The 11,841-nt window shown below is 64.1% G+C and carries 10 protein-coding genes; 5 read left to right on the top strand and 5 right to left on the bottom strand.

The features are described from left to right. The first annotated feature begins 27 nt into the window (after positions 1 to 27). Both BG57_RS23325 and BG57_RS23330 read left to right on the top strand, forming a co-directional pair. The gene (locus BG57_RS23325; RefSeq protein ID WP_035968603.1) at positions 28 to 810 is read left to right on the top strand and encodes an HpcH/HpaI aldolase family protein; all 783 of its coding nucleotides are present in this window, start codon (positions 28 to 30) and stop codon (positions 808 to 810) included. After that, positions 807 to 1,493 (top strand): tetratricopeptide repeat protein, encoded by a 687-nt coding sequence (locus tag BG57_RS23330; protein ID WP_035968582.1) that lies wholly within the window; start codon positions 807 to 809, stop codon positions 1,491 to 1,493. The genes BG57_RS23325 and BG57_RS23330 overlap by 4 nt, the downstream gene beginning before the upstream one ends. Positions 1,494 to 1,514: 21 nt before the next feature. Here the strand turns inward: BG57_RS23330 and rodA are convergent, their stop codons facing one another. The 5 genes from rodA to BG57_RS23355 all read right to left on the bottom strand — a co-directional run bounded on the left by rodA (position 1,515) and on the right by BG57_RS23355 (position 7,929). Continuing rightward, complete coding sequence (gene rodA / locus BG57_RS23335) at positions 1,515 to 2,663, bottom strand: rod shape-determining protein RodA (RefSeq protein ID WP_035968604.1); 1,149 nt, start codon at positions 2,661 to 2,663, stop codon at positions 1,515 to 1,517. A gap of 23 nt (positions 2,664 to 2,686) precedes the next feature. Further along, a complete protein-coding gene (gene mrdA, locus BG57_RS23340) occupies positions 2,687 to 4,969 on the bottom strand; it encodes a penicillin-binding protein 2 (protein WP_035968583.1) in 2,283 nt (760 codons plus the stop codon). A gap of 88 nt (positions 4,970 to 5,057) precedes the next feature. Continuing rightward, on the bottom strand, positions 5,058 to 5,570 hold the full coding sequence (mreD, locus tag BG57_RS23345; protein WP_035968586.1) for a rod shape-determining protein MreD: 513 nt from the start codon (positions 5,568 to 5,570) through the stop codon (positions 5,058 to 5,060). After that, a complete protein-coding gene (gene mreC / locus BG57_RS23350; RefSeq protein WP_035968589.1) occupies positions 5,567 to 6,700 on the bottom strand; it encodes a rod shape-determining protein MreC in 1,134 nt (377 codons plus the stop codon). The genes mreD and mreC overlap by 4 nt, the downstream gene beginning before the upstream one ends. 185 nt (positions 6,701 to 6,885) lie before the next feature. Beyond that, on the bottom strand, positions 6,886 to 7,929 hold the full coding sequence (locus BG57_RS23355; RefSeq protein ID WP_004189550.1) for a rod shape-determining protein: 1,044 nt from the start codon (positions 7,927 to 7,929) through the stop codon (positions 6,886 to 6,888). Between the two features lie 378 nt (positions 7,930 to 8,307). Between BG57_RS23355 and gatC the strand changes: the two genes are divergently transcribed. From gatC to gatB, 3 genes are all read left to right on the top strand, one after another. After that, complete coding sequence (gene gatC, locus BG57_RS23360; RefSeq protein ID WP_035968606.1) at positions 8,308 to 8,607, top strand: Asp-tRNA(Asn)/Glu-tRNA(Gln) amidotransferase subunit GatC; 300 nt, start codon at positions 8,308 to 8,310, stop codon at positions 8,605 to 8,607. Between the two features lie 73 nt (positions 8,608 to 8,680). After that, positions 8,681 to 10,171, top strand: a complete 1,491-nt coding sequence (gene gatA, locus BG57_RS23365) for an Asp-tRNA(Asn)/Glu-tRNA(Gln) amidotransferase subunit GatA (protein WP_035968592.1) — start codon at positions 8,681 to 8,683, stop codon at positions 10,169 to 10,171. A 2-nt stretch (positions 10,172 to 10,173) separates the two neighbouring features. Further along, positions 10,174 to 11,643 (top strand): Asp-tRNA(Asn)/Glu-tRNA(Gln) amidotransferase subunit GatB, encoded by a 1,470-nt coding sequence (gene gatB / locus BG57_RS23370; protein ID WP_035968594.1) that lies wholly within the window; start codon positions 10,174 to 10,176, stop codon positions 11,641 to 11,643. The last annotated feature ends 198 nt before the right edge of the window (positions 11,644 to 11,841 follow it).

Genomic DNA, 11,841 nt, shown 5'->3' on the forward strand with positions numbered 1-11,841 from the left:
CGCACGCGCCTCACACGGAGCCGCGCGATGAGCACCTTCACCAATCCCCTCAAGCAACGCCTGAGCGAACCCGGTCCGCTGTTCGGCCTGTGGCTGTCGCTATGCAGCGCCGATGCCGCCGAAGCGCTCGCGCACGCAGGTTTCGACTGGCTGTGCATCGACATGGAGCATTCGCCGAACGATAGCCGCGATGTCGTCGAGCAGCTTCGCGCGATCGCGGCGGCGCATCTGCCGACCGAGCCGATCGTGCGCGTGCCGTTCGCCGAAGGCTGGCTCGTCAAGCGCGTGCTCGATGCAGGCGCGCGCACGCTGATGTTCCCGAACGTGCAATCGGCCGACGATGCCGCGCGCGTCGTGCGGCTCACGCAATATCCGACCGAGGCGCAGCTCGACGGTCTGCGCGGCGTCGCGGGCGCGGTGCGCGCGGCGGCATACGGTATGCGGCGCGATTACGTGGCCGGCGCGAACGCGCAAGTGGCGACGATCGTGCAGATCGAGTCGGTGGCGGCGCTCGAAGCCGTCGATGAGATTGCCGCGACGCCGGGCGTCGATTGCCTGTTCATCGGTCCGGCGGATCTGGCCGCGAGTCTCGGCCATCTCGGCGACGCGAAGCATCCGGACGTGCACGCGGCCATCGAACGAATCGCGGATGCGGCTAACCGCGCGGGTATCGCCAGCGGCATTTTCGCGCTCGATGTGGCGAGCGCGCGGCAATACGCGCAGGCGGGCATCAAGCTCGTGTCGATCGCAGCGGATGTCATGTGGCTGCTGAAGGCGACACGGCAGGCGTTGCAGGAGGCAAGAGCATGAAGCGCGGATGGCGTGGCGGCGTGGCGGCGGCATCGGCGGCGCTGTGTCTGGTGTGCGGCGGCGCGCACGCGCAGGGCGCACCGAAGGCGACGGACCTCGCGACGCAGAACGCTGTCGCGGACTACAACGCGGGCAATTTGGTCGCCGCGCGCTCGGAGTTTCGCCGCGCGGCGGAGAAGGGCAGCCGCCTCGCGGAATTCAATTACGCGATGATGCTGCTCAACGGGGAAGGCGGCCCCGCCGATGTCGACGAAGGCAAGAAGTGGCTGCGTCGCGCGGCGGACGCCAACATGACGCACGCGCAATACGTCTACGGCAAGATGTACGACGACGGCGAGTTCGTCGAGAAAGACCCGGCCGAGGCGCACCGATGGTTCCTGCGCGCCGCGAGTCAGGGACACGTGCAGGCGGAACTCGCGCTGGCAAACCAGTTTCTGGATGGACGCGGCACCGCGCGCGATAACACGCAGGCGTTCGCCTGGTACAAGAAAGCCGCGCAGGGCGGCGACATGACGGCGCAGTACGTCGCGGGCTCGTTCTACGAGCGCGGCGGCGACGGCGTCGAACGCAATCTCAACGTCGCGCGTGCGTACTACGCCGCGGCGGCCGCTCAGGGCGATCCGGCGGCCAAGCTGAAGTATCAGCAATTGAGCGCGGAGCTGGAGCGGCAGAAGCCGCAGTAAGCGGCTTTCGAGCGGCTCGGGTCAGCCCTGCATCAAGCGCTTCTGTCGCGCGACGCTCATGATGAGCCCGACTGCGACGCCGAGCGTGGTCAGCGCGGTGCCGCCATAGCTCATGAACGGAAGCGGCACGCCGACGACCGGCAGAATCCCGCTCACCATGCCGATATTGACGAACGCGTACGTGAAGAATGCGAGCGTCAGCGATCCGGCCAGTAATCGACCGAAAAAGGTCGCGCCGTTCGCCGCGATAAACAGGCCGCGCGCAATCAGCGCCATATAGAGAAAGAGCAGCACGAGTCCGCCCGCAAGCCCGAACTCCTCCGAGAACACGGCGAAGATGAAGTCCGTGTGCTTCTCGGGAATGAATTCGAGGTGCGCTTGCGTGCCCTTCAGCCAGCCTTTGCCGAGCGTGCCGCCGGAGCCGATGGCGATGACCGCCTGAATCGTGTGGAAGCCTTTGCCGAGCGGATCGGACGTCGGATCGAGCAGCGTGCAGACGCGATGCTTCTGATAATCGTGCAGCATCGGCCAGTTGACTTCCGGCTGGCAGATGCGGTCCTGAAACACCGCGATACTCGCCACCACGATCACCGCAGCCGCGAGCACCGGCACGATCAGCTTGAAACTCAGCCCCGCGAAGTAGATGACGAACACGCCCGCCGCGAATACGAGCACCGCCGTGCCGAGGTCCGGCTGCTTCGCGATGAGGCCGACGGGCAGCATCAGAATCAGAAAGCCGACGATGTAATCCCACCAGCGAATGTTGCCCTCGCGCCGCTGGTAGTACCACGCGAGCATCAGCGGCATCGCGATTTTCATGATCTCGGAAGGCTGAATCACGACGCCGACGTTGAGCCAGCGTTTCGCGCCCTTGCGCGTCAGCCCGAACGCTGCGACGGCCACCAGCAGCGCCACGCCGACGGTGTAAAGCGGCACGGCGAAGCGCATCAGCGTGGGCGGCGGAATATTCGCGAGCACCCACATCAGGCCGAACGTCAGCATGATGTTGCGAAGCTGGTCTTCCACGCGTCCCGGCATGTCGAGACTCGCGCTGTACAGCGTGACGATACCGACGCATAGCAGCAGAAAGACGATCAGCGCGAGCGGACGATCGAAGCCCGCGAACATGCGCTTCGCACGCTCGATCCACGCGTGCTTGTCGAATTGCATATGCAGTTGCATGCCGATTTCCTTTATTCGTCGATGCCGCCGGTCGGCACGAAAGTGCGCACGCCGTCGTTTCCGGGACCGCGCGCCATCGTCGGTGCGGGTTCGGCCGGCGCGTTCTTCTGTCCGCGCTTGCGAGCGGGCGCAGGCGTCGCCGACGACGCAGGCAGCGCAGCCGATGGCGCCGACGTCGCTTTGGGCTTCGCCGCGGACGGCGAAGACGCCGGAATCGCCGGAGCGGAAGCCGCCTTGGCGACGGCGGGATTAGACGCCGCCGAAGGCGAAAACGCCGGCGACTGATTCGCAACCGATGCCGGCAACGCGGCCGCAGCCGGCGGTTGCGTGCCGCCGATCACGGGCAGTCCTGCATCTTCCGTCGCGGATGCGGCGGCGGCCACGGCGGCCGCTTCGGCGCCTGGCTTCATTCGGTCGATCAAGTAATAGTCGAGCACCTTTCGCGCAATCGGGCCGGCTGATTCCGCGCCCCAGCCGCCGTTTTCGACGATCAGCGCGAGCGCGATCTTCGGCTGCTCGGCGGGTGCAAACGCGATGAACAGCGCGTGGTCGCGCAGGTGTTCGGCGGTCGCGTGGCCCCTGTAGTTCGCCCCTTGCAGCGAGTACACCTGCGCAGTGCCGGTCTTGCCCGCCGCCAGATAAGGCGCGCCGGCGAACACCTTGGCCGCGGTGCCGTTGGTGATCACGCCTTCCATCGCGCGCTTGATGAAATCGACGTCTTGCTGGCGCACCGGAATCTTGTCGCTCGGATCGCGCACCACCGTCCGCTCCGCCTTGGTCAGGGGATTTTCGATATCGCGCACCAGGTGCGGTTTCATCACGATGCCGTTGTTTGCGAGCGTCGACGTGGCGTGCGCGAGTTGCAGGATCGTGAACGAGTTATAACCCTGACCGATGCCGAGGCTGATCGTTTCGCCTTCGTACCAGCGCTGCTGCTCCGGCTTCTTGTACGCCTTGCGCTTCCATTCCGTCGAAGGCAGGATGCCGCGCGCCTCGCCCGCGATATCGATGCCGGTAATCTGTCCGAAGCCCCACGGTTTCATGAAGCCGGCCATCGCGTTCACGCCGAGATCGCGCGCCAGCATGTAGAAGTACGTGTCGTTCGACACGACGATCGCGCGGTTCATGTCGACCCAGCCCTGGCCCGAACGCACGTCGTTGCGGAAGGTGTGGCCGCCGAACGTGAAGTAGCCCGGGTCCTGAAAGCCCCAGCCGGGCGTGCGCTTGTGGAGGGTCAGCGCCGCGAGCGCCATGAACGGCTTATAGGTGGAGCCCGGCGGATACGTGCCGTGCAACGGACGGTTCAACAGCGGATGATCCGGCGAATTGTTGAGCGCGTCCCACGTCTGCTGGTCGATGCCATCGACGAAGGAATTCGGATCGAAGCTCGGCGCGGAGACGAACGCGAGGACGTCGCCGGTCGACGGTTCGATCGCGACGAGCGCGCCGCGCTTTCCCGCGAACGCCTGCTCGGCCACCTGCTGCAAACCGATGTCCAGCGACAGCACGAGGTTGTTGCCTGGCGTCGCCTGCGTGCGCGACATCGTTCGCACCGGACGCCCGCCCGCCGTGACTTCGACTTCCTCGAAACCGGTCAGGCCGTGCAGCTCCGTCTCGTAACTTTGCTCGACGCCGATCTTGCCGACGTAATCCGTGCCCTTGTAGTTGTTCGCGTCCAGACGCGGATCGTAGTGATCCGAGGCGGCGTCGTTGGCGTCGCTGGCGTCGTCGATGCGTTCCTGGTCGCGTTGAGAAATGCGGCCGATGTAGCCGATCACGTGCGCCGCCGTCGTCCCGAGCGGATACTGGCGGAACAGGCGCGCGCGAACTTCGACGCCCGGAAAGCGGAAGCGTTGCGCGGTGAAACGGGCGACTTCCTCGTCGGTCAGGCGCGTGCGGATCGGCAGGCTCTCGAAATTCTTCGAGTCTTCGAGCAGCTTCTTGAAACGCCGGCGGTCGCGCGAATCGACGGGAATGACTTGCGAAATGTTGTCGATGACTTCATCGAGCGTGCCGTTGATCTTCGACGGCGTGATTTCAAGCGTGTACGCCGAATAGTTCTTCGCAAGCACGATGCCGTTGCGATCGGTGATGATGCCGCGGTTCGGCACGATCGGCGCAACGGAGATGCGGTTTTCGTTCGCCTGCAGCGAATATTTGCTGAAGTGCCAGACTTGCAGATAGAGAAAGCGCAGGCCGATCAGCCCGAAGCAGACGAACACGAACAGCCCCGCCGCCGCGACGCGCAGGCGGAACTTCGACAACTGTTGCTCGGTGTTCTTGATTTCGGTCATGCAGGTTTCGCGAGGTTTTCGCGATGTATCGCGATTCAAGTGTAGTCCGCGCGCGGGCGTTCATGCGCCGCTCGACGCGCGGTGACGCTCAGATGGGGCGCGTGTCGTCGGGATCGGCTGCACGCCGTTGCGGCATCAGCAGCAGGAAACTCGCGATCGGCCAGAGCAGCGCTTCGACGAATCCGTTGATCAGATAGCTCCAGCCGGGAAACGCGGCGCCCGTCATCAGGCGGATCACGAACGGCACGAGATGCGCGCCGACGAGCAGCGGCGCGACGACGAGCATCTGCACGGGCAGCGACATCCACAACACGCGCCGGTGAATGGTGATCGCGCCGTAGGAGAGCAGCGTGTACGCCAGCGCGTGCTCGCCGAGGAGGTTCGCGCTGTGAACGTCCATCAGGATGCCGAGCAGAAACGCGATGCCCATTCCGACCTTGCGCGGCTGCTGGACGTTCCAGAACAGCAGCACGAGCGCGACGAAGTCGGGCACGCCGACGAGGCGTCCCCAAGGCACCAGATTCAGCAGGAACGCTGCAGCGAGGCTGAACGTGATGAAGTACGGATTGACCGGCTGAAGGATGTATTGCGGGCGATTCATCGCGCGGCTCCCGATGAAGCGGGCTTCGGCGCGTGCGCCTTTCTGTTGCGTTGTGGCGCCGCAGCACCGGATGCGGGCTTGGGTGCAGCGGGTTTCGCTGCGGGCGTTGCAGCCGGCGCTGCAGCGGACGCGCCGCTTGCCGCCGCCGCTGCCGCCGATGAAGCCGCCACCGCCGCCGATGCGCCGCTCGCCCCTGCGGCCGCAGCCGCCTTAGGCGCGGACTTCTTTTTGCCCTTGTTTTCCTTCGCTTCCTTTGCGGCCGCCGCAGCTTCGACTTCCACCGGATTCGGGGGCACGTTCAGGTTGTAGTGCAAAACGAGCAACTGGCGCGCGCCGCGCACCGCGGCGACCGGCACACAGACGACGCGTGCGAATGCCGTATCCGCCTGCTTGTCGACGCGCAGCACCTTGGCGACCGCGAGCCCCGGCGGATAGACGCCGTCGAGTCCGCTGGTCACGAGTTGATCGCCGACTTGCACGTCCGCGCTGATCGGCACGAAACGCAGATCGAGCGTGTCGCCCTTCGGCGTGCCATAGATGACGCTGCGCAAACCCGTGCGCGCAATCTGCACGGGAACGGCCTGGTCCTTGTCGGTGAGAAGCGAGACTTCGGATTGCAGCGGAAAGACGCGCGTGACCTGACCGATGACGCCTTCTTCATCGACGACCGGAGCGCCGTCCTGAATGCCATGCTGCGAACCTTTGCCGATCACGACCTTCTGCGTGAAAGGATCGCGGGTGTCGTATTGAATTTCGGCGGGCGTGGTTTGCGTCGTCGCGCGGCCCTGCAGGTTCAGGAGCGCTCGCAGATGCGCGTTCTCGATCGTCAATTGCGACGCATCGCCGGCCTTCACGGACAATTCGAGATTCTTGTCAGCGAGCTTGCGATTTTCGCTGCGCAGGCTTGCGCTGGTCACGGCAAGATCGGCCGCGCCCATGAAGATGTCCCGTGGCACGAGCGCCGCTCGCTGCAACGGGTAGAGCCCGGCGCCTAACATCCCGCGCACGATCTCGAGCGTACTGAAGCGGGCATCCGACACGAGCAGTGCAATGGCCAGCACCACGAAAAAGATCAGGCGCGCGAGCGCGGAAGGGCCTTGCTTGAACAGTGGCGGCGGACTGTATTCCATGGTCGGCGCCGAGGGCGTGAGCGGGGTGGATCGATGCTGCAGGCTTTGTCGCTGGTGGCGGGACCTGCCCTGCGCTATTTCGACAACGGCCCGGGCGGATGCCGGGCCGTGCGCGCGTTGCGTTACGCGGATGTTGTGAGTGTCGTCTCAGCGTCGCGTTGATTCAAGGACGCTGAAGACAAAGGTCACTCGTAGGAGAAGATGCTGCCCAGCTTGTCCATGCGCTCCAGCGCCATGCCCGAGCCGCGCACGACGCAAGTCAGCGGATCTTCAGCGACGAGCACCGGCAGGCCGGTTTCTTCCGCGAGCAAGCGGTCGAGGTCGCGCAGCAGTGCGCCGCCGCCAGTCAGCATCATGCCGCGTTCCGCGATGTCCGCGCCAAGTTCCGGCGGCGTCTGTTCCAGCGCGATCTTCACCGACGACACGATCTGGTTCAGCGGATCGGTCAGCGCTTCGAGGATTTCGTTGCTCGAAATGGTGAAGCTGCGCGGAATGCCTTCGGACAGGTTGCGGCCCTTGACTTCCATTTCCTTCACTTCGGAGCCGGGGAACGCGGAGCCAATTTCCTTCTTGATGGCTTCGGCCGTTTGCTCGCCGATCAGCATGCCGTAGTTGCGGCGGATGTAGTTGACGATGGCTTCGTCGAACTTGTCGCCGCCGACGCGCACCGAACCCTTGTACACGATGCCGCCCAGCGAGATGACGCCGACTTCGGTCGTGCCGCCGCCGATGTCGACGACCATCGAGCCCGTTGCTTCCGAAACCGGCAGGCCCGCGCCGATTGCCGCGGCCATCGGCTCTTCGATCAGATAGACCTGCGATGCACCCGCGCCGTGTGCCGCTTCCTTGATGGCGCGGCGTTCGACCTGAGTCGAGCCGCACGGCACGCAAATGATGATGCGCGGCGACGGCGAGAACATGCGCGATTCGTGTGCAGTCTTGATGAACTGCTTGATCATCTGCTCGGTGACGGTGAAGTCGGCGATGACGCCGTCTTTCATCGGGCGGATGGCTTCGATGTTGCCCGGCACCTTGCCGAGCATCTGCTTTGCTTCCTTGCCGACAGCCTGAATGGTCTTCTTGCCGTTCGGGCCGCCTTCCTGGCGGATGGAGACGACTGACGGCTCGTCGAGGACGATGCCTTTGCCGCGCATGTAAATCAGCGTGTTGGCGGTACCAAGGTCAATCGCCAAGTCGTTGGAAAAATAGCTGCGCAAAAAGCCGAACATTCAAAAATCCTGTCTCGCTGGGTAGCCGTGCCTCGCTAGGAGCGCCGGGGACGGCAGCGGAAAAAATAACGGTTTGCCGGGACGGCGATAAGGCCCGCCGTGAGGACAAATCCGAGCAGAAATCTACCGCGGAATTGAACGTGTCACGCAAACGTTTCTCGCAAAGCATTGCCGCAAGGAGAAAGCCGCTGACAGGTCGATCCGGATGTGAGTCGAACGTGTAATGATACCTTATAATTTGGGGGTTTCTATAGGAAAAGGACGGCACTTTTTGCCATCCTTGGCCCCGTTTTGATGGCTTTCCGCCCGGACTGTAACTGTCTGTTGCAGCGAACGTTTTCGGCGTGTGAGTTGTTCATGTTTTTCTCCGGTGATCCCATGTCTCTGACCCTGACCGACGTAAAACGCATCGCGCATCTGGCGCGGCTCGAATTGCCCGACGACGAGGCCGAACCGACGCTTGCACGGCTCAACGATTTCTTCGGGCTCGTCGAACAAATGCAGGCTGTGGATACCGCCGGCATCGAGCCGCTCGCGCATCCCATCGACGCGATCGAGGAAGTCGCGCTGCGATTGCGCGACGACGCAGTCTCAGAGCCAGTCGATCGCGAAGAGTTCCAGCGTTCCGCGCCCGCCGTGCAGGACGGGCTGTATCTGGTGCCGAAGGTGATCGAATAAGCATCGCTGGAACGCGCGTCGAACATCGATATTGCGCGCGGCTCGACGCCGCCGTGCTCATCAGGGAACTGCAATGCATCAGAAAAGCTTGACCGAACTGCGCGCCGCGCTCGACTCGAAGGAAATCTCCGCCGTCGAGCTGGCCCAGTCGTATCTGCAACGCATCGAGGCCGCGAAGGACCTCAACGCGTTCATCGGCGTCGATCGCGAACTTACGCTCGAACAGGCGCGTGCCGCGGACGCGCTCATCGCGCAAGGGAGCGCAGGTGCGCTGACCGGCCTGCCGATCGCGCACAAGGACGTGTTCGTCACGCGCGGCTGGACGTCCACGGCGGGCTCGCACATGCTGGAAAACTACGCGAGCCCGTTCGATGCGACCGTCGTCGATCGACTGAAGCGCGCCGGCATGGTGTGCCTCGGCAAGACCAATATGGACGAATTCGCGATGGGTTCGTCCAATGAGAATTCATACTTCGGCGCGGTAAAAAATCCGTGGGATGCGAGCGCGGTGCCGGGCGGCTCGTCGGGGGGATCGGCGGCGGCGGTGGCCGCGCGTCTCGCGCCCGCCGCGACGGGCACGGACACGGGCGGCTCGATCCGCCAGCCGGCGTCGTTCACCGGCATCACCGGCATCAAGCCGACGTATGGACGCGTGTCCCGCTACGGGATGATCGCATTCGCGTCGTCTCTGGATCAGGGCGGTCCGATGGCGCAAAGCGCCGCCGACTGCGCTGTCCTGCTCAACGCGATGGCCGGCTTCGACGAGCGCGACTCGACCAGCCTGCAACGCGAGAACGAAGACTACACGCGCTATCTGGGCAAGAACTGGAGCGATGACGCGGCGAAGCCGCTCGCCGGCCTGCGCATTGGGCTGCCGAAGGAATACTTCGGCGCGGGCCTCGCCGACGACGTGCGCGCCAGCATCGAAGCCGCGCTGAAAGCCTATGAAACGCTCGGCGCGACGCTCGTCGAAGTATCGCTGCCGAAGACCGAGCTTTCGATCCCGGTGTACTACGTCATCGCGCCGGCCGAGGCATCGTCGAATCTGTCGCGCTTCGACGGCGTGCGTTACGGGCATCGCGCCGCGCACTACACCGATCTGCTCGACATGTACAAGAAGTCGCGCGCCGAAGGCTTCGGGCCGGAAGTGAAGCGCCGGATTCTCGTCGGCACTTACGTGCTCTCGCACGGCTACTACGACGCTTACTATCTGCAGGCGCAGAAAATTCGCCGCATCATCGCGGGCGACTTTCAGGAAGCGTTCAGGCAGTGCGACGTCATCATGGGACCCGTCGCGCCGTCGGTCGCGTGGAACCTCGGCGAGAAGACCGACGATCCCGTGCAAATGTATCTCGCCGACATCTACACGCTGTCGGTCAGCCTCGCGGGTCTGCCTGGCATGAGCGTGCCGTGCGGCTTCGGCGCGGGCGCGAACGCGAATCGCCCGGTCGGCTTGCAGATTATCGGCAACTATTTCAACGAAGCCCGGATGCTCCAGGTCGCCGACGCGTTCCAGCGCGCGACCGACTGGCACCGCAAGGCACCATCGGCATCGGGAGTGTGAACATGCAGTGGGAAGTCGTCATCGGTCTGGAAACGCACGCGCAGTTGTCCACCGTCTCCAAGATTTTTTCCGGCGCACCGACGCAGTTCGGCGCGGCGCCCAACACGCAGGCATGCCCCGTCGATCTCGCGCTGCCCGGCGTGCTGCCCGTGATGAACCGTGGCGCGGTCGAGCGTGCGATCCGTTTCGGGCTTGCGATCGGCGCGCACATCGCGCCGCGCAGCATCTTTGCGCGCAAGAACTACTTCTATCCTGACCTGCCGAAGGGCTATCAGATCAGCCAGTACGAGATTCCGGTCGTGCAGGGCGGTCAGATCACGATTCAGGTTCCGGCGAACGAGAAGGCCGGCAAGGAAGCGTACGAGAAGACCGTCAACCTGACGCGCGCGCACCTCGAAGAGGATGCCGGGAAGTCGCTGCACGAAGACTTCGCGGGGATGACGGGCATCGACCTGAATCGCGCGGGCACGCCGCTGCTCGAGATCGTCACCGAGCCGGAAATGCGCAGCGCGGCGGAAGCGGTCGCGTATGCAAAGGCGCTGCATGGGCTGGTCGTGTGGCTCGGCATCTGTGACGGCAACATGCAGGAAGGCTCGTTCCGCTGCGATGCGAACGTGTCGGTGCGCCCGGTCGGGCAGAAGGAGTTCGGCACGCGCGCCGAGATCAAGAACCTGAACTCGTTCCGCTTTCTCGAAGAGGCAATTCAGTACGAAGTGCGTCGCCAGATCGAGTTGATCGAAGATGGCGGCACCGTCGTGCAGGAAACGCGTCTGTACGATCCGGACAAGCGCGAAACGCGCTCGATGCGCAGCAAGGAAGACGCGCACGATTACCGTTATTTCCCCGATCCCGATCTGATGCCGCTCGTCATCGAATCGGCGTGGATCGACAGCGTGAAGGGCGATATGCCCGAACTGCCCGCCGACATGCAGAAGCGTTTCGTCGAAACGTATGGCCTGACGCCGTACGACGCGGGCGTGCTGACTTCGTCGAAGGCGATGGCGGCTTACTTCGAGGCCGTGGTCGCGCGGGCGGGCGCGAATCAGGCGAAGATCGCGGCGAACTGGCTGATGGGCGATGTGTCGGCGCAGCTGAACCGCGAATCGCTCGATATCAGCGAGTCGCCGGTGTCGGCTGCGCAACTGGCGTTGATCCTGCAGCGTATCGCGGACGGCACGATCTCGAACAAGATCGCGAAGGACATCTTCCAGTCGATCTGGGAAGAGAAGGCGACGGACGAGGGCGCGGCGGACCGGATCATCGAGGCGAAGGGGCTGAAGCAGATTTCCGATACGGGCGCGCTCGAGGCGATCATCGACGAAGTGCTCGCCGCGAATCAGAAATCCGTGGATGAGTTCCGCGCGGGCAAGGAGAAGGCGTTCAATGCGCTGATCGGCCAAGCGATGAAGGCGACCAAGGGCAAGGCGAATCCGCAGCAGGTTAACGAGCTTTTGAAGAAGAAGTTGTCGTGAGCGTGTGAGGGAGCGGTTTTGGCGGCGCGTTGGAGGTGAGGTTGGCGCAGCGCTTGGGCCCGGGAGGGCTGGGGCGCTGCTGTCGGTTTACTTGGACTAAGGCGGTGCCAGCGACATGAGCAATCGTTGAATGTCACGATCGCGTTGCAACTGCTGTTCGGTACATCAATCGTCGAGTTCGAGATACCAGATGACCGC

Source organism: Caballeronia grimmiae (genome assembly GCF_000698555.1).
GTDB classification, from domain to species: Bacteria; Pseudomonadota; Gammaproteobacteria; order Burkholderiales; family Burkholderiaceae; genus Caballeronia; species Caballeronia grimmiae.